17 protein-coding genes are annotated in these 18,176 nt (G+C 70.7%); 8 read left to right on the forward strand and 9 right to left on the reverse strand.

The window, feature by feature from the left end; all coding sequences use genetic code 11:
• Window positions 1–8: 8 nt before the first annotated feature.
• The 5 genes from ACGFNU_RS32155 to ACGFNU_RS32175 form a co-directional block, all read right to left on the reverse strand.
• The gene (locus ACGFNU_RS32155; RefSeq protein WP_392599758.1) at window positions 9–1,172 is read right to left on the reverse strand and encodes a thiolase family protein; all 1,164 of its coding nucleotides are present in this window, start codon (window positions 1,170–1,172) and stop codon (window positions 9–11) included.
• 98 nt (window positions 1,173–1,270) lie between these two features.
• A complete protein-coding gene (locus ACGFNU_RS32160; RefSeq protein ID WP_392599706.1) occupies window positions 1,271–1,432 on the reverse strand; it encodes a hypothetical protein in 162 nt (53 codons plus the stop codon).
• A gap of 376 nt (window positions 1,433–1,808) precedes the next feature.
• Window positions 1,809–2,636 carry a maleylpyruvate isomerase family mycothiol-dependent enzyme gene (locus ACGFNU_RS32165; RefSeq protein WP_392599708.1) on the reverse strand — a complete coding sequence of 276 codons (828 nt, stop codon included), beginning with the start codon at window positions 2,634–2,636 and terminating at the stop codon, window positions 1,809–1,811.
• A gap of 18 nt (window positions 2,637–2,654) precedes the next feature.
• The gene (locus tag ACGFNU_RS32170) at window positions 2,655–3,338 is read right to left on the reverse strand and encodes a response regulator (protein ID WP_392599710.1); all 684 of its coding nucleotides are present in this window, start codon (window positions 3,336–3,338) and stop codon (window positions 2,655–2,657) included.
• The gene (locus ACGFNU_RS32175) at window positions 3,335–4,969 is read right to left on the reverse strand and encodes an ATP-binding protein (RefSeq protein WP_392599711.1); all 1,635 of its coding nucleotides are present in this window, start codon (window positions 4,967–4,969) and stop codon (window positions 3,335–3,337) included. Before ACGFNU_RS32175 ends, ACGFNU_RS32170 begins: the two co-directional genes overlap by 4 nt.
• Window positions 4,970–5,135: 166 nt before the next feature.
• Here ACGFNU_RS32175 and ACGFNU_RS32180 point away from each other — a divergent pair, with 166 nt between their 5' ends.
• Window positions 5,136–6,590: a cation:dicarboxylate symporter family transporter gene (locus ACGFNU_RS32180; protein WP_392599712.1), complete on the forward strand. Its 1,455-nt coding sequence runs from the start codon at window positions 5,136–5,138 to the stop codon at window positions 6,588–6,590.
• 104 nt (window positions 6,591–6,694) lie between these two features.
• Here ACGFNU_RS32180 and ACGFNU_RS32185 read toward each other — a convergent pair whose 3' ends face one another.
• Entirely contained in the window at window positions 6,695–7,825 is a 1,131-nt protein-coding gene (locus tag ACGFNU_RS32185) for a right-handed parallel beta-helix repeat-containing protein (protein WP_392599714.1), read from the reverse strand.
• A 115-nt stretch (window positions 7,826–7,940) separates the two neighbouring features.
• Entirely contained in the window at window positions 7,941–8,789 is an 849-nt protein-coding gene (gene purU, locus ACGFNU_RS32190; RefSeq protein ID WP_392599716.1) for a formyltetrahydrofolate deformylase, read from the reverse strand.
• Between the two features lie 126 nt (window positions 8,790–8,915).
• Between purU and ACGFNU_RS32195 the strand changes: the two genes are divergently transcribed.
• Window positions 8,916–9,383, forward strand: a complete 468-nt coding sequence (locus ACGFNU_RS32195) for an NUDIX domain-containing protein (RefSeq protein ID WP_392599717.1) — start codon at window positions 8,916–8,918, stop codon at window positions 9,381–9,383.
• Window positions 9,384–9,396: 13 nt separating this feature from the next.
• Here ACGFNU_RS32195 and ACGFNU_RS32200 read toward each other — a convergent pair whose 3' ends face one another.
• On the reverse strand, window positions 9,397–10,995 hold the full coding sequence (locus ACGFNU_RS32200; RefSeq protein WP_392599719.1) for an alkaline phosphatase D family protein: 1,599 nt from the start codon (window positions 10,993–10,995) through the stop codon (window positions 9,397–9,399).
• Window positions 10,996–11,097: 102 nt separating this feature from the next.
• On the reverse strand, window positions 11,098–11,694 hold the full coding sequence (locus tag ACGFNU_RS32205; RefSeq protein WP_392599720.1) for a TetR/AcrR family transcriptional regulator: 597 nt from the start codon (window positions 11,692–11,694) through the stop codon (window positions 11,098–11,100).
• A 99-nt stretch (window positions 11,695–11,793) separates the two neighbouring features.
• Between ACGFNU_RS32205 and ACGFNU_RS32210 the strand changes: the two genes are divergently transcribed.
• The 6 genes from ACGFNU_RS32210 to ACGFNU_RS32235 all read left to right on the forward strand — a co-directional run bounded on the left by ACGFNU_RS32210 (window position 11,794) and on the right by ACGFNU_RS32235 (window position 17,633).
• A complete protein-coding gene (locus ACGFNU_RS32210; protein ID WP_392599722.1) occupies window positions 11,794–12,441 on the forward strand; it encodes an FMN-dependent NADH-azoreductase in 648 nt (215 codons plus the stop codon).
• Window position 12,442: 1 nt separating this feature from the next.
• On the forward strand, window positions 12,443–12,763 hold the full coding sequence (locus tag ACGFNU_RS32215; protein WP_392599723.1) for a DMT family transporter: 321 nt from the start codon (window positions 12,443–12,445) through the stop codon (window positions 12,761–12,763).
• A 48-nt stretch (window positions 12,764–12,811) separates the two neighbouring features.
• Window positions 12,812–13,822 (forward strand): LLM class flavin-dependent oxidoreductase, encoded by a 1,011-nt coding sequence (locus ACGFNU_RS32220; protein ID WP_392599725.1) that lies wholly within the window; start codon window positions 12,812–12,814, stop codon window positions 13,820–13,822.
• Between the two features lie 83 nt (window positions 13,823–13,905).
• The gene (locus tag ACGFNU_RS32225) at window positions 13,906–14,646 is read left to right on the forward strand and encodes an SDR family oxidoreductase (RefSeq protein ID WP_392599726.1); all 741 of its coding nucleotides are present in this window, start codon (window positions 13,906–13,908) and stop codon (window positions 14,644–14,646) included.
• Between the two features lie 11 nt (window positions 14,647–14,657).
• Window positions 14,658–15,617: a sigma-70 family RNA polymerase sigma factor gene (locus ACGFNU_RS32230; protein WP_392599728.1), complete on the forward strand. Its 960-nt coding sequence runs from the start codon at window positions 14,658–14,660 to the stop codon at window positions 15,615–15,617.
• 783 nt (window positions 15,618–16,400) lie between these two features.
• A complete protein-coding gene (locus ACGFNU_RS32235; RefSeq protein WP_392599730.1) occupies window positions 16,401–17,633 on the forward strand; it encodes an MFS transporter in 1,233 nt (410 codons plus the stop codon).
• Window positions 17,634–18,176 lie beyond the last annotated feature (543 nt).

Raw genomic sequence — 18,176 nt, forward strand, 5'->3', positions numbered from 1 at the left:
CGGTCGGATCAGAGGAGTTCGAGGATGGTGGCGTTGGCCAGGCCGCCGGCCTCGCACATCGTCTGGAGGCCGAAACGGGCGCCGCGGTCCTCCATGGCGTGCAGGAGCGTGGTCATGATGCGGGCGCCGCTCGCGCCGAGGGGATGGCCGATGGCGATCGCGCCGCCCCGCACGTTCACCTTGGCGAAGTCGGCTCCGGTCTCGTGCTGCCAGGCCAGGACGACCGGGGAGAACGCCTCGTTCACCTCGAAGAGGTCGATGTCGGAGAGGGCCAGCCCGGAGCGGGCCAGGGCCTTCTCGGTCGCGGGAATGATCGCGGTGAGCATGAGCAGCGGGTCGTCACCGGCGACGGCGAACGTGTGGAAGCGGGCGCGCGGGCGCAGGCCGAGGCGGGCGGCGGCGTCGGAGCTCATGATGAGCAGCGCGGCGGCACCGTCGTTGATCGGAGACGCGTTGCCCGCGGTGATCTGCCAGCCGATCTCCGGGAAGCGCTCGGCGTAGGACGGGTGGTGGTAGGCGGGCTTGAGCCCGGCGAGCGCCTCCATCGAGGTGCCCGGCCGCACGGTCTCGTCGCGCTGCCCCGCCCAGGCGACCTCGCGGTCGAAGTCACCCCGTTCCCAGGCCGCGGCGGCGCGCTGGTGCGACTCGTAGGCGTACGCGTCGAGATCGGTGCGGGAGAGCTTCCAGCGGGCGGCGATGAGCTCGGCGCCGATGCCCTGCCCGATCAGCCCCTCCGGGTAGCGGGCGTGCACGCCGGGGCCGAACGGGTCGCTGCCCGGCAGCACGTTCGACCCCATCGGCACGCGCGACATCGACTCCACGCCGCACGCGATCGCGATGTCGTACGCGCCGCTGATCACGCCCTGCGCGGCGAAGTGCGCGGCCTGCTGGGACGAGCCGCACTGCCGGTCGACGGTCGTGGCGGGCACGCTCTCGGGGAACCCGGCGGCGAGCACGGCCGACCGGGTGACGTTCATCGCCTGGTCGCCCACCTGGGTCACCACGCCGCCGATCACGTCGTCCACCAGCGCCGGGTCGATCCCGCTGCGTTCGACCAGGGCCTTCAGCGTGCGCGCCAGCAGGTCCACCGGATGGTCGGCGTGCAGCGCCCCGCCCGGCTTGCCCTTGCCGACCGGCGTCCGCACCGCCGCCACGATCACCGCGTCCCGCATGATGCCCTCCTCAGCGATCAGTTGGAAAAACAAACTCACCGAACCTCACTATCCGTTCGCGAGTTGGAAAACACAACCGACCAGGCCCGTGGCGGCCGTCACACCTTGCGCGGACGCGGCAGGAAGAGGCACACCGCCGCGACGCCCGCGGTCGCGACCACCGTGAGAAGCCAGCCCTCGTCGAACGCGGCCGCCGAGCCGGCGCGGTCGCCGAACGCCGCCACCAGGACCGCGATGCCGAGCACGGACCGCAGGCGCACGGCGGCTCCTCGTGAGTTTGAAAATCCAACTGACTGGCTCGCGCCGACCGTGGCGAAAGTCAGTTGGAAAATACAACCGAGCAGGACGACCGAGAAAACTCAGAGACCGTGGCGTTGGGTGCCACGGTCTCCGAGTGGGACGGGCCGCTAGTGGAAGGGGCCCGAGAAGTTGTCGGCCATAGTCCTCCGTGCGTCGAAGGGCTCCGACGCGGAGCCGGTGGATGCTGAACTCTCGATCAAACCTTCCCCCCATCCCTCGACGTTCAGAGCGGTCACTCCGGACACTAGCCCAGTGACCAGGAGATTTGTGGATCCGGAACCCCAATATCGATCAAAGCCCTCGCCAATGTCGCCGGGCCGCGAGCTCAGGACGAGATCAGGGTGTAACGGCCAGGTGGGCGAGCACCCGGGCGCCCAGCTCGGCGTCGCCTTCGATCTCGACCGCGACGTCCGCGGGCGCGCACCGGCCGGCCGCCAGCCGCACGTAGGTCTCCCAGTCCATGCTCAACGTCGTGGTCGGCGCCGTGCCGGAACCGTCGGCCAGGCTTCCGCGCCCGTCCGCGCCGACCTGCACGTACTCGGTCGACGGCGTGGGCCGGGTGATCCTGAACGCGACCGACTGCCCCGGCGCCGCGCCCGCCCGCTTGGCGACGACCATGGGCAGCCCCGGCCGCAGGATGGCGCGGGTGCACTCCGCGCCGGGCGCGTCCAGGTTGCCGGGACGGCCGGCCGCGCGCCGGACGTCCTGCTCGTGCACCCAGCAGTCGAACGCGCGGAACACCATGAACGTCGTGTACGTGACCATCCGTCCCGTCGGCGCCATGGTCTCCCGATCGGGGTCCGTCGTGGCGAGCGCCGCCAGCCTGCGTGCCAGCACGTCACGCAGCTCGGCGAGCACCTCCGGCCCCGGGACCGCGCGGCGCGCGTCCACCCCGAACTCCAGCATGCGCCCCATGTCGCCGCGCACATGCGGGAGATCGTCGGGCAGGACGTGGCCGGGCGCCGGGTCCTCTCCCAGCAGCAGGGTCTCCACGCTGACGAGGTGCGAGACGACGTCCTTGACGCTCCAGCCCGGGCACTCGGTCGGCAGGTCCCAGTCGGCCGCGGTGAAGGTCTCCGCCAGGGCGATCGTCGACCGGACCGTCTGCTCGAACGCCGCCACATTCGCCTGGAACTCGGGGTTCGCCTTCATGTCGTTGGTCACGGGCAGCACCCTAGGCGCTCAGCCCGCCGCCGGGTAGAAGCGGAGCTCCGGCCGCCCCACCTGGCCGTAGTGGGGGCGGCGCTCGGCCAGGCCGTTCTCCGCGAGGTACTCCAGGTAGCGGCGCGCGGTCACGCGGGACACCCCGGTGAGCGAGGCGGCCGACGCGGCGGAGAGCCCCTCGGCGGCGCCCGTCAGCGCCTCGGTGATCGTCTGCAACGTCTCGCCGCTCATGCCCTTGGGCAGCGACCGCATCTCCGGGGTGCGCAGCGCGGCGAGCATGCGGTCGACGTCGGCCTGCCCGGTCACCTCGCCGGGCAGCCCCGCCCGCCGCCTGAACTGCGCGTAGCTCTCCAGCTTGTCCCGCAGGGAGGCGAAGGTGAACGGCTTGAGCAGGTACTGGACGACCCCGACCGACACGGCCGATCTGATCACGGTGAGATCCCGCGCGGACGTCACGGCGATCACGTCCACCGGCACGCCGGCCGCCCGCAGCGCCCGGCAGACCTTGAGCCCGTGCGTGTCCGGCAGGTAGAAGTCGAGGAGGACGAGGTCGACCTCGCCGCGCCGCTGCTCGCAGAACCGCAGCGCGTCGGCGCCCGAGTGCACCACGCCCGCGACCGTGAACCCCGCGACCCGTTCCACGTAGCGCCGGTGCGCCTCGGCGGCGACCGCCTCGTCCTCCACCACCAGGACCCGGATCACGACAGGCCTTCCGGGTCGTCCAGCGGCAGGGAGACGGTGATCACCGCGCCGACGTCGCGTTCGACCGTGATGTCGCCGCCGTGGCGCCGCACCGCCCGGCCGACCAGCGCGAGCCCGAGGCCGTGCCCCACCGGCCCGTCGGGCGGCTTGGTGGTCCAGCCCTGCCGGAACGCGTCCGGGACGAGGCCCGGCTCGATCCCCGGCCCGGTGTCGGCGACGCGCAGCACGAGCTCGGCGTCGAGCGTGCGGGCGCTCACCTCGACGCGGGGCGGCCCGTCGCCCGCCACCGCCGCGTCGACGGCGTTGTCGATCAGGTTGCCCAGCACGGTGACCAGGTCGCGGGGATCGATCGCCCCGCGCGTGTCGTCGATCGCGGTGTCCTCGGTGATGCGCAGCTCGACGCCGCGTTCGGCCGCCTCCGCGGACTTGCCCAGCAGGAGCGCGGCCAGCACCGGCTCGCTGACGGCGCCGACGACCCGGTCGGTGAGCGCCTGGGCGGTCGCCAGCTCGGCGGTCGCGAAGTCGACGGCCTGCTCGGGCCGGCCCAGCTCGACCAGCGACACCACCGTGTGCAGCCGGTTGGCGGCCTCGTGCGCCTGGGCGCGCAGCGACTCGGCGAACCCGCGCACGGTGTCGAGCTCGCCCATCAGGGCCTGCAGATCGGTGTGGTCGCGCAGGGTCGCCACGGTGCCCATCGCCCGCCCGCCCGACCGCACCGGCACAGTGTTGACCACCAGGACGCGGGTGTCGCCGATGTGGATCTCGTCCGACCTCCGCTCGGCCGACACCAGCGCGCCGGCCAGCCCGGCCCCGAGCCCGAGCTCCCCGGCGGGCGTTCCGACGGGGTCGGCGCCGAGGCCGAGCAGCTCGCGGGCGGCGTCGTTGCAGAGCACCACCCTGCCGTCCCGGTCGAGGATCACCAGGCCCTCGCGGACCGCGTGCAGGATCGCCTCGTAGTAGTCGAACATGTGCCGCAGCTCGTCCGGCGCGACGCCCCGCGTCTGCCGCCGCAACCGCGTGCTCACCAGGTAGGTGCCGCCGAACCCGGCGGCCAGCACGGCGACGGCGATCGCGGCCAGCCACAGCAGGCGTCCGCGGAGCTCGGCGCTGATCGCGCGGACGGTGATGCCGACCGCCACCATCCCGACCACACGCCGCTCCCCGCGCGGCTCCACGCGCTCCTCCTCGAAGACGGGGACGACGGCCCGGACGGAAGGGCCGAGCGTGCCGGTGTAGGTCTCGGTGAACGGGCGGCCGGCGAGCGCGGAGGCCGTGTTGCCGAGGAAACGCTGCCCGATCCGGGACTGGTCGGGATGGGTGTAGCGGATGCCCGCCGGATTCATGATCGTGATGAAGTCGACCCCGGTGCCGGCGCGGATCCGCTCGGCGAACGGCTGCAGCTCGCGGCTCGGGTCCTTCGAGGTCAGCGAGGCGCTCAGGCCCGGCGCACTGGCGACCGTGGCGGCGACCGCGGTGACCGTCTCGCGGGCCCGGTCGTCGGCCGCGTCGCGCGCGTCCAGGTAGGCGGGAACGGCGCCGGCGACGACCAGCAGGCCGACGATGACCGCCTGGAGCACCAGCAGCTGCCGGGCGACGCTCCAGCGCCGTACCGGCACCGATTTCCATCGCATCCGCGCTCACCCTCGCTTCTACCTGCGCATCTGGCCCGTGAACGAAATGTACACAAGCGTGACCGCGGTCACATAAAAGCCGATATTCGCGGAACAGGAACACCACAGCCGAACACCCACAGCTGAAGACCAAAGCCCACCCCGACCCGCGAAGGAGGCGACCACCGTGGCATCCAGCCCGCACACGGACGGTCACGCCGCATCCCCACCCCCTGCCGACGGCAAGCCCGCACCGCGCCGGGACCGTATGCACTATCTCTACGTCTCAGTGATCGTCGCGGTCGTGCTGGGCGTCATCGTCGGCTTCGTCGCCCCCGACTTCGCCAAGGAGCTCAAGCCGCTCGGCACCGGCTTCGTCAACCTGATCAAGATGATGATCTCGCCGATCATCTTCTGCACGATCGTGCTCGGCATCGGCTCGGTGGCCAAGGCCGCGAAGGTCGGCAAGGTCGGTGTGATCGCACTGACCTACTTCACGGCGATGTCCACGTTCGCCCTGCTCATCGGGCTTATCGTGGGCAACCTACTGCATCCGGGCGCGGGGATGCACCTCGACCCGGCGTCCGCCGCCAAGGCGCACGAGCAGGCCAAGGGCGGCGAGAGCCTGGCCGACTTCATCCTGGGCATGATCCCGACCTCGCTGGTGTCGTCGCTCACCGAGGGCGAGGTCCTGCAGACGCTGCTGGTGGCGCTGCTGGCGGGGTTCGCGCTCCAGAAGCTCGGCCCGGCGGGTGAGCCGATCCTGCGCGGCGTCGAGCTGATCCAGCGCTGGGTGTTCCGGATCCTAGCGATGATCATGTGGGCCGCGCCGGTCGGCGCGTTCGGCGCGATCGCCGCGGTCGTCGGCGAGACCGGCTGGGACGCGCTGCGCAGCCTCGCGGTGATCATGCTGGGCTTCTACGTGACGTGCGCGCTGTTCGTCTTCGGCGTGCTCGGCACGGTGCTCTGGCTCGGCGCCCGGATCAACATCCTGACGCTGCTGCGCTACCTGGCCCGCGAGTTCCTGCTCATCCTGTCGACCTCGTCCTCGGAGACGGCGCTGCCCCGCCTGATCGCGAAGATGGAGCACCTGGGCGTGAGCCGCCCGGTCGTCGGCATCACCGTCCCGACCGGCTACTCGTTCAACCTCGACGGCACCGCCATCTACCTGACCATGGCCACGCTGTTCATCGCGACCGCGCAGGACAGCTCCCTGTCGCTCGGCTCGCAGATCACGCTGCTGCTCTTCATGATCATCGCGTCCAAGGGCGCGGCGGGCGTGAGCGGGGCCGGGCTGGCCACGCTCGCGGGCGGCCTCCAGTCGCACCGGCCCGAGCTGGTGGACGGCGTCGGCTTCATCGTCGGCATCGACCGCTTCATGTCCGAGGCGCGGGCGCTGACCAACTTCGCCGGGAACGCCGTCGCCACCGTCCTGATCGGCACCTGGACCAAGGAGATCGACAGAGAGCGTGCCCTGTCGGTGCTGGCCGGCGAGGACCCGTTCAACGAGGCCACACTCGTGGACGACGCGCCCTACACCGCGCCCGCACCCGGAACCGAGGCCGGGACCAAGGCCGGGACCAAGCCGTCGGCCGACACCATCACCGACGGCCAGAACCCCCTGACCACCACCCGCTCCTAGGCCCGCCCCTGACGCCCGCTCCCGGCCCTGGAACCCGGACGGGCGGCCCAGAGCAACCGCGCACCCGGCGACCCCGTACGCCGGGTGCGCGGTGCCATGCCCGCTCAGCCCCCGTTGACCTTGCTCATCCCAGCGGCAGGCGCGTAGCTGTTGCTGCCGTCGCGGATCGGCTGCGGCTTGCAGTCGCCCTTCCATTCCTGGCCCGACACGGTGGGCCTGCCCTTGAAGATCTTCGTCACGATCTTCCCGGTCGTCTCGGAGCGCCGGGGGTGGCCGTTGCCGTAGGTGTTACCGGAGAACGTGCTGCCGGTGCTGCAAGTGCGGTCACGGTCGAAACGCCAGAAGCTGAAGACGCCGTACCAGCCGGTGCTCTTGAACCTGTTGCCGGTCACCCTGATCCCGCCGGCGCCGTCGCTCGCCCGCACCGGATCTCCAGTGATCTTGTAGAACGTGTTGCCGGCGACCGTGCTCCCCCTGCCGCCGCCCTCGGAGAAGTAGATGGCGTGGATCTGGCCGGGATTGGTTCCGGCCGGCTTGTCGAGCCGGTTGCGCAGGTCCCAGAAGTCGTTGTCCCGGATGTCCATGTTGGTGACGTTCTGCAGGTGCAGCGCCGCGTAGCCCTTGTCGCCGCGGGAGATCGTGCCCATGCGCTCGAAGACCATGTTGCGGACGGAGCCGCCGGAGAACCCCTCCCCGCCCGTGCTGCCGTTGAAGTGGATCCCGCCGGTGACGTAGTTCCGGACGGTCATGCCGCGGAAGTGGAGCCTCGTGCCGCCCGCCTCCACGCTGGTCCAGTAGCCGTCCTGCCCGCCGCCGTCGAAGACCGGGCGGCCGGTGCCCGGCTGGGGCTTGATCGTGAACTCCCCGCCCGCCGGCATGTAGTTCCAGTTGAACGACTCGCCCCTGTAGGTGCCGCCCTTGACCAGCACGGTGCCCTTGGTCGCCCCCTTCTCCCGCAGGGCGTTCGCCGCCTCGCTCAGCGAGGTCACGGTCACCTTGGAGCCCCCGCCCGACGATTCCTTCGACGACGCGGCGGTCATCCCGTCCCCACCGGCACCCGCCGAACCACCCGCGCCGCCGGCGCCGTCGCCGGGCGGGCTCACGTAGACGACGACCTCATCACCCGCGACAGGGACCAAGCTCGACGACTGGGGACTCCAGGCGGCCAGGCCGAGGCCGCCCGCGCCCACGACCGCGGCGGTGGACAGACCGATCACCATCACCGGCTTGCGCATGATCTTGCTCCTTGCTGACGTCAGGACTCCGACTGATCAGCAGGAACGGTACGAACGCGGGGCGTCCCGGCCCCAGGGCCCTAGGGCCCAGCGACGGGCTCTCCCCGGCCCCAAATCAGCGGAAGACGACCGTCTTCGTGCCATTGAGGAGGATGCGGTGCTCGGCGTGCCAGCGCACGGCGCGCGCCAGCGCGAGGCACTCCATGTCGCGGCCGACGGCCATGAGGTCCTCGGGGCTCTGGGTGTGGTCGACCCGCGCGATCTCCTGCTCGATGATCGGACCCTCGTCGAGGTCGGCGGTGACGTAGTGCGCGGTCGCGCCGATGACCTTCACGCCGCGGGCGTGCGCCTGGTGGTAGGGCTTGGCGCCCTTGAAGCTCGGCAGGAACGAGTGATGGATGTTGATCACCCGGCCGGGCAGCTTGGCGCAGAACTCGTCGGACAGGATCTGCATGTAGCGGGCCAGCACCACCAGGTCGGCACGGTAGTGCTCGACCAGCGTGAGCACCTCGGCCTCCTGCGCCGCCTTGCCGCCCGGGCCCACCGGCAGGTGGTGGTAGTCGATCCCGTACGACTGGGACAGCGGGCGCAGGTCGGGGTGGTTGGAGACGACCGCGACGATGTCGATGTCGAGCAGCCCGGACCGCTGCCGGTAGAGCAGGTCGTTCAGGCAGTGGCCGCCCTTCGAGACCATGATCAGGACACGTTCGCGGGTGGCGGTCGCGTCCAGGCGCCACTCCAGGCCGAGCTCGGCGGCGAGGGCCCCGAAGGCGCCCCGCAGCTCGTCCTCGGCCGTGCCGGTCAGGGCCGCGAACTGCACGCGCATGAAGAACGTGCCGGTGTCGAGGTCGCTGAACTGCTGGCTCTCCAGGATGTTGCAGCCGCGCTCGGCGAGCAGCCCGGACACCGCCGCCACGATGCCGGGCCGGTCCGGGCACGAGAGCGTCAGCACGTATTCGGTCACGATGTCACTTTCACTGCCGTCGGGTAGGTCGTCCAGCTCAATGAGGTGGACACGAGCTTACGCCGTGCTCGCAGGCGAAACGCGACCTTGACCCGCCGGGCCCTCCTGGCCGATCGTGGAGGACTTGTGACGACCGACGAAGACGACGACGTACAGACGCGACCGGCCGTACGGATCATCTGCGTGGACGGTGACCAGCGGATCCTGCTGATCCGCTGGCGCGACACCGTGTCCGGAAGGATCTTCTGGGAGCCGCCCGGCGGCGGGATCGAGCCCGGCGAGACACCGCTGGAGACCGCCCGGCGCGAGCTTCACGAGGAGACCGGCCTCTCCCCCGGCGCCGTCCTGGACGTGTCGATCCCGGTCGAACGCGACTCCTTCTGGCTCGGCCGCCGCTTCAGGAAGGTCGAGCCGTTCTTCCTGGCCCGCTTGGACGGCACGCCGGAGGTCTCCCCGGCCGCGTTCACCCCGGAGGAGGACGAGACGTTCGTGGCGTTCGGCTGGCACACCCTCGACGAGCTCGAGGAGCTCGACGAACTCGAACCGCCCGACCTCGTCGCCGCGATCATCCTCCTCCTCGACCGCGCCGCCTAGCCGCCGCCCGCGGTCAGGCGGGCTGGACCCCGGGACGGCGGTCTTCGACGACGAAACTGGCGCGGGTCGAGATCGGCGCCCCCGGCTTGGTGACGTACGGCAGGACGCGGAAGTCGCTGCGCCAGCGTTCGCGGTTCACGTTCACCCGGACATAGCCGCGCTGGCCGTTGAAGAACTTCATGTGCGGGTTGGCGGCGAGGAAGTTGCGGCCGGCGGCGTCGAGGTCGGCGCCGTCGCCGCCACTGGTGATCGACGAGCCGACGAACTCGGTGCCGACGGTGGGCGAGTTCGGGTCGGCGTAGTCGCGCTTGAGGTCCCAGGCGTAGTTCTGGTGCCGGTCACCGGTGATGACCACGAGGTTGCGGACATGCCGGTCCTGCGCGGCGGCGAGGACCTTGTTGCGATCGGCCACGTAGCCGTCCCACGGGTCGACCCACACGTCCTTGCCGGGCCCCGGGTCCCAGTCGGTCTCGCCCATCGGGCACTGGTTGCCGATGACCTGCCAGCGGGCGCGGGACCGGCTGAAGCCGTTGAGGATCCAGCGCCGCTGCTCGTCGCCGAGGATCGTGCGGCCGGCGTCGAACCGCTCGTCGCAGTTCTTGGTCCGGCCGGTGCCGTTGCCGTAGGAGCAGGCCTGGATGTCGCGGTGGCTCCGGGTGTCGATCATCGTGAAATCGGCCAGCCGCCCGTACGACAGGCGCCGGTGCAGGCGGATGTCCGGACCGGACGGGAGTTGCGCGCGGCGCAGCGGCAGGTTCTCGTAGAACGCCTGGAACGCCGCGACCTTGCGCGCCCGGTGCGCCGCCGGGTCGGGGTTGGGGTTGCGCCCGGCGATGACCTTGTCGCCCGCCCAGTCGTTCACCAGCTCGTGGTCGTCGAGCGTGTGGATCCACGGGAAGAGCGCGTGCGCCTTCTGCAGCGGCGCCTCGGACTTGTAGAGCGAGTACTGCAACCGGTAGCGCGCCAGGTCGAACGTCTCGGTGCTGAACTGCGGCCCTGGCACGGGCACACCGCGCTTGTTGTTGGCAGGGATCTCGTACTCGTACAGGTAGTCGCCGAGGTGCACGATCAGGTCGAGGTCTTCTTCAGCCATGTGGTCGTACGCCGTGTAGAAGCCGTCCTGCCAGGCCTGGCACGACGCGAAGGCGAACGTGAGGTCGCGCGGATTGGAGGACGCACTCGGCATCGTCCTGGTCCGCCCCGTCTGGGAGATCTCTCCCAGCGCACGGAAACGGTAGAAGTACTCGCGGCCGGGAGCGAGCCCGTGGATCTCGGGGTGGACGGAGTGGCCGAGCTCGGGCGTCGCCACCGCGGCCCCGCGCCGTACGACGTGCCTGAACCGCTCGTCGCGCGCCACCTCATACTCGACCCTGACGCGCCGGTCCGGCATGCCCGCTTTGCCATCGGCCGCGAACGGCTCGGGCGCCAGGCGCGTCCACAGCACGAAGCCGTCCGGCGACGGGTCGCCCGACGCGACCCCCAGCGTGAACGGGTCGCCCTTCTTCGGCGTGAACGCGTTCGCCGCGCCGGCGCCCAGCAACCCGGTCCCCGCCATCACGGCCGCCGCGCTCGCCCCGCCGAGGAACCGCCGGCGCGACCAGTGTGAATCCATGTGCACTCCCGATCTTGATCCGAACGGCGGTCAGCAAACCGCACATTCAGGACGGGAGTCGACAATCAGGGAGTGAACTGCACGAGTCTGACTACCTCTTGATCAACTAGTCAGGACGCCGTGCGCGAGGCGCGACAGGGCGGCGGTGACCTGCGCGGGGGTGCGTCCCTGCTCGCGCTGGTGCAGGTACGACTCGGACGCGAGCGGCGCCAGCAACACGTCCACGAGCGCTTCGGGCTCGGCGATGCCCGCCTCCGCCACCAGCGTGCGGACGTGGGCGCTCCAGAACCCGTACGCCCCGGTGGAGTAGCGCAGCCGGCCGCTCTCGGCGCCGAGCACCAGCGGGGCATGGGTCTCCAGCAACTCGACCATCGCGGCATAGAACGCCGCCAGCCGTTCGGCCGGTGGGGCACCGGGCCCGAGCGGCGGCTCGCCCCTCAGAAGCCGCTCTTGCAGCTCGCGTTCGTGCTCGTCGAGCAACGCGCGGGCGATCGAGGCGGTGTCGGGATACCGCCGGTAGAGCGTGCCGCGCCCGACCCCCGCCGCCTTGGCGATGTCGTCCATCGTGACCTCGCGCGGGTCGCGATCGGCGAACAGCCCTGCCGCCGCGGCCAGCACTTTGGCCCGGTTGCGCGCGGCGTCCGCACGCTCGCGCGGGCGGGTCGCGGCGTCCGCCAGCAGGTCGGGTCGGCTCTCCATGCGGCGACTGTAGCCGAGATCGGAATAACTGGACAACGTGTCCGCTTATCCCTATCGTCACTCAAGCGGACACGACGTCCACTTAATCAAGGAGAGGCCATGACCACGTTGCTGCACCTGGAAGCCAGCGCCCGCCGCCGTTCGTTCAGCCGCGAGGTGGGCGAGGCGTTCGCCGCGTCCTGGCGGTCCGCCCACCCGGACGGGACGTACGTGCGCCGCGACCTCGCGCTCGACCCGGTGCCGTTCATCGGCGAAGCCTGGACCGAGCTGTGCGACTACGTGCTGGCCAACGGCATCACCGACATCGACCGCTACAAGGAGGCCGTCCGGACACCCGGGCAGGCCGCCGCCTGGGCCGTCCTCGAACCGCTCCTGAACGAGCTGGTCGCGGCAGACGTCGTCCTGATCTCGACGCCGATGTACAACTACTCGATCCCCGCTTCTCTCAAGGCGTGGCTCGACCAGGTGACGTTCCCCAAGATGTCCCTGGCCGGACGTCGCTTCGTCGTGGCCACCGCACGCGGCGGCGCCTACTCCCCTGGCGCGCCCAAGGCGAAGTTCGACTACCAGGAGCGTTTCCTGCGCGACTTCTTCGCGGGTCACTTCGCCGTCGAGGACACCATCTTCATCAACGCCGAGCTGGCCAACTCACGGATCGACCCTGCACTGGCTCACCTGCGTGGCGCGCACGAGGAATCCCTTGCCGCCGCCCTGCGAACCGCACACGACCTCGGAAAGGACTACTGACATGGCCTGGGTCTTCCTCACGCTGGCCGGCCTGGTCGAGATCGCCTGGTCGCAGAGCATCAAACCCACGCAGAACTTCACCCGCCCCCTCCCGACCCTCCTCTGCTTCGTCCTCGCCGCGATCGCCGTCTACCTCCTGTCGCGCTCGATGCAGACCCTCCCGGTCGGCACCGCGTACGCCATCTTCACCGGCATCGGCGCCGCCGGCGCGATCGGCCTCGGCGTCGTCATCAACAAGGACCCGGTCACCGCGGGCCGTTCGATCGCCCTCGCCCTCATCCTGGGCGGCGTGATCCTGGCCCGCCTGACCAACCCCGAGTGACCTGGGACACGGCCGGAATGGCGGCGGCGCCACGGCGTTGAAACAACCATGACCTCAGCGCTGAGTTCAACGCGGTTCTCGATCCTCGACCGGTCACGGACACGCGTGGGCGAAGGCCATCCGGAGGCGCTGCGCGCCACGGTCGAATTCGCACGGCACGCGGAGGAACTCGGCTACCACCGCTTCTGGGTCTCCGAACACCACAGCGTGCCGGGCGTCGCCGGCTCGGCGCCGACCGTCCTCGCCGCGGCCGTGGCGGCGGCCACGTCCCGGATCCGCGTCGGCACCGGCGGCGTCATGCTCCCCAACCACCGCCCGCTGGTGGTCGCCGAGCAGTTCGGGGTGCTGGAGGCCTTGTATCCGGGACGGATCGACATGGGCCTGGGCCGGTCGGTCGGCTTCACCGACGGCATCCGGCGCGCGCTCGGGCACGGCAAGGACGACGCCGACGACTTCGCGGCGCAGCTGACCGAACTGCTCGGCTACCTCGCCGGCGACCAGGAGACCCATCCGGGCGTGCACGCCTGGCCCGCCGAGGGGCTCCGCGTGCCCGCGTACGTCCTGGCCACCGGCTCCGGCGCCGACCTCGCCGCCGAGTTCGGGCTGCCCCTCGTGATCGCCGCCGCCCGCGGCGAGGAGCGGATGATCGAGGCGATCCGCAGGTACCGGACGAACTTCCGGGGCCGCGTCCCCTACGTCATCGTGTCCGGCACCGTGGCGATCGCCGACACCACCGAGGAGGCCCGCCGCCTGCTCGTCCCGGAGGCCTGGTCGAACGCGTACTCCCGGACGCACGGCGAGTTCCCGCCGCTCTCCCCGCCGGACGAGATCCTCGGCCGCGCCATGACCGATCGGGAACGGCGCATTTTCGAGGACTCCATGCGCGGCCACGTTCACGGCACCGACGACGAGGTCGCCGACCGGCTCGAAGGCCTCATCGAACGGACGGGAGCCGACGAGATCCTCGTCCACACCAGCACCTACGACCGGGACGCGCGCCTCGACTCGCATCGCCGCCTGGCCCGCCTGGCCCGCACTCCGCTGCGCACGGCAAGCTGAGTGACCCAAATCACACTCTCGCCAGCGACGGATTTCCCTCCGGCGGCCGGTCTTGATGCGGACCGAATCCGAGGAGTCGTCCGATGTCCGTTCCCTTCCAGACCGCAGTAGTCACCGGCGCCGGCCGCGGCTTCGGGCGCGCGATCGCCACCGCGCTCGTCGCCGCGGGCACCGACGTCGTCGGCATCGCCCGCAACGAGCAGGACCTGAACGCCGTCCGCGACGAAGTCGGCACGGCGTTCCGGCCCCTAGCCGCCGATGCCACCGACGAGGCGCTCGCCCGCGACACGATCCGCGAACACCGTCCGGGCCTGCTCGTCCTCAACGCGGGCGCCACTCCGCACATGGCGCCCGTCCACGAACACACCTGGGAAACCTTCAGCCGGCACTGGCAAACCGACACCCGCCACGCTTTCACCTGGATCCAGGCCGCACTCAAAGAGCCGCTGGCACCCGGCAGTGCGGTAGTCGCGATATCCAGCGGAGCAGCCCTGGGCGGCTCCCTCCTCAGCGGCGGATACGCCGGCGCCAAGGCCGCCATCCGCTTCTTGCGCAACTACGCGGCGGACGAGTCAGACCGGGCCGGTCTAGACGTCCGATTCGTCACGCTACTTCCGCAATTGGCCCCGGCAACCGGCGTCGGCTCGACCGCGATCGCGGCCTACGCCAAGCTCCAGGGCGTCAGCCAGGACACCTTCATCGAGGGCCTCCAGCCAGCCGTCACCCCAGCCCTCGTGGCCAAAGCCGTAATGGAAATCACGGCCAACCCAACCAGCGCTCCCGAATACCTGGTCACAGGTGCCGGCCTGCGCCCGAACGAGTGAAAGGAGCCGCGATGCCCTCGGAAGGCGAGTTCGCCACCCTTGCCGAGCCGTACCGCTCGGAACTGCTCGCGCACTGCTACCGGCTCCTGGGCTCGATCCATGACGCAGAAGACCTGGTGCAGGAAACCTACCTGCGTGCCTGGCGCGCGTACGGAGGCTTCGAAGGCCGCTCCTCGGTACGGCGATGGCTCTACAAGATCGCCACCATGGCATGCCTGACCGCGCTGGAAACACGCTCCCGACGCCCCCTGCCCTCGGGCCTGGGCGCCCCCTCAGACGATCACCGGGTGGCCACAGCGCCCCGCGAGCCAACGATCGCCTGGCTCCAACCAGCCCCCGACAGACTGCTCGGCGCCGACGACCCGGCGACGATCGTGGCCGCACGATCCGGCGTCCGGCTCGCCTTCATCGCCGCACTCCAGTACCTGCCCGCACGCCAACGAGCCGTCCTGACCCTGCGCGACGTCCTCGCCTTCCGCACCACCGAGGTCGCCGAGATGCTGGACACCACCACCGCCGCCGTCGACAGCGCCCTCCGCCGCGCCCGCTCCCGCCTGGCCGAGGCCGGCCCGGTCGCGGACGAACTGGCCGAGCCGGACGAGGAGACCCGGCGGACCCTCCTGAACGGCTACGTCGACGCGTTCACCCGCGCCGACCCCGAGGCCCTGGTGAACCTCCTGCGAGCCGACGTTGAGCTGGAGATGCCGCCGATCCCGACCTGGTTCACCGGCCGGGACGCCGTCATCGGATTCCTGGCCAACCGGGTACTGCGCAGAGACCTGTGGCAACTGATCCCGACCCGCGCCAACGGCCAACCAGCCGTAGTCGCATACAAACACGAAGGCAACAGCTACAAGGCCCACGGCGTAGAACTCCTGACCCTGACCGGCCCCCGAATCAGCCGCATAACCGCATTCCACGACCGAACCCTGGTCCCAACATTCGGCCTAACCCCCACCCTCACAACCTGACCCCACGAACGCTCGCCCCTGCACCGGACCGCCACACAAAGGCTGACCACCACACACGGGGTCGCGAGATCGCCACCACACGGAAGTCACGCCGAGTGGGGTTGCCGCTCCAACGCGCCGCACGCCAGCCACCGTCGCCCAGACATTGCCACCCACAAAAACCGCGGATGTTGGCCCCTACACGGGAGTCGCCGCATGGAAATCGCCACCACACGGCAACCGCCGCCACGCGGAAATGCCCGCCCCACGAAGGCTCGCCGCCGCACGGAGCGTGGCCACCACGCCGAGGCCGCCGCATGAAGATTGCCACCGCACGACACCCGCCACCGCCGCGCAGGCGTCGCCCCCACGCGAAAGTCGCCGCCACGCAGAAATGGCCGCCACGCAGAAGTGGCCGCCGCACGGAGATCGCCAGCACATGGAGCCCGCCGCATGGAGATTGCCGCCGCACGACAGCCGCCACCGCCGCGCGGGAGTCGCCGCCACGTGGGTCTGCCGCCGCAAGGGGATCACCAACTTACGGAGCGGCCGCCACACGGTAGTCCGCCGCAAGGGAGTCGCGCCGGATGGCCTGCCCAGGTCAGCGCCGGTGAGTCCAGAGGACTGGCAAGGCGGGGGCGCCGGTCTGCCGCCGTTGGGGCGGAGACGGTGACGCTGCCTTGTCCGGTGAGCGCCACCGCCGCTTTCCATATGGCGATCGTCAGCGACGGCCGCGTGCGAGCAACCCACGCGCCACCACTTCCGCACACCGCATGCACGGGACACATAACAAGGAAGGTGCACATGAGCACCCAGCAAAGAGCGCTGAGTCGAGGTAGGGCGAATCTCGTCCTGGCCACGTTGTTCGTCGGAATGTTCGTCCTGGGCAGTGCCGAACTGCTCGTGGTCGGCGTCCTCAACCTGATCGCCGCCGACCTCCACGTCTCCATCCCCACGGCCGGGACGCTGGTGACCGGCTACGCGCTCGGCCTGGCCATCGGCGGCCCGATCCTGACCGCGCTCACGATCAGATTCGATAAACGGACCGTCCTCATCGGCGCGCTCGTCCTCTTCATCTTGGGCAACCTGGTCACGGTTCTCACCGCGGACTACGCGCTGTTCCTCACGGCGCGGGTCGTCACCGGCGCGCTCCAGGGATTGTTCATCGCCGCCGCGTTCGCCGCGGGCATCGCGGTCGTCCCGCCGGAACGCATGGGCCGGGCGATCTCCGTCATCATCTCCGGGGTCGCGGTGTCGGCCGCGCTGGGCGTGCCGCTGGGCACGCTGGCCGGGCAGGCGCTCGGCTGGCGCGGCTCGTTCACCGCGATCGTCGTGCTCAGCTCGGTCGCGCTCATCGCCACGCTCGCGCTGGTGCCGTCCGCGCCCAGCAGCGGCGGCGGTGCGGGTGACCAGGCCAGACACGCGTTCGCACCACGAGTGCTCGCCGTTCTGTTTCTGACCTTCCTGGTGTTCGCGGCGTTGTACGCGGCGCTGACCTACATCGTGCCGTTCCTGGAAAGCGTCACCGGCATCTCCGGCGCGCTGATCAGCGTGTTCCTGCTGGTCTACGGCATGGCCACGGCGGTGGGCTCGTTCGGCGGCGGCCGGTTCGCCGACCGGAACGCCGCGCGCACCCTGAGCATCGCGACCATCGGCCTCGCAGCCTCCCTTCTGGCGCTCTACTTCGTCGGCTCGATCGCTTTCCTCGTGGCGTTGGTGTTGCTGGCCGGGGGCGTGTTCGGCTTCGGCATGGTGCCTTCACTGCAATACCGCGTCATCAGCCTGGCCGGCCCAGGCGGCGCGCTGGCACAGTCACTGCCCGCCTCTGCGGCCAACCTGGGAATCGCGTTCGGCTCGACCGCCGGTGGCATGGCGATCAGCGGATTCAGCTCCTCGGCCGCCGTACTCACCGGCCTGATCATCGCGGCCCTCGCCATCGCGGTCGCCTGGGCCACCAGCTTCCTCAAGGCACCGGTCACAGAGGAACCGCCAGCAGCGGTCCCTGACCGGACGGCCCCCGACATGGCCGGCTCCTGACCAGCCGACCCCAGACTGGACGGCCTGTGGAGGGGACGGCCCCGGACCGAGATGACCTCGAAACGGCTCGCCTTGGAACGGACGCCCGGACGCGCGGCCTCGGGACCGGGCGGCCCCGGACCGAGGCGGCCCCGAAACGGCTCACCTCGGGACGGACGGCCCGGACGCGCAGCTCCGGAACCGGACGGCCCCAGAACGGGGCGGCCCCGAAACGGGTGGCCTGGGACTAGGGCGCGTCTCAAAGTCAGCTGCCCTACTGCTGACGCCCAGGCCACGCATCTCGCGGAGTTGTCGTCGGTCGACGGCCAAACCCGGGCCGAATCCCTTCTCCGCCCCCACGATGCACGTACCCCGGATCCCGCTTGGCCACGAGCGCCGCCTTCGAGACACGCCCTAGGCAGTCTCGGAGCGGGCGGTCTCGGAGCGGGCGGTCTCGGAGCGAGCGGCCTCGGAGCGAGCGGCCTCGGAGCGAGCGGCCTCGGAGCGAGCGGCCTCGGAGCGAGCGGCCTCGGAGCGAGCGGCCTCGGAGCGAGCGGCCTCGGA

This window comes from Spirillospora sp. NPDC048911, assembly GCF_043198015.1.
Classification (GTDB): domain Bacteria; phylum Actinomycetota; class Actinomycetes; order Streptosporangiales; family Streptosporangiaceae; genus Spirillospora.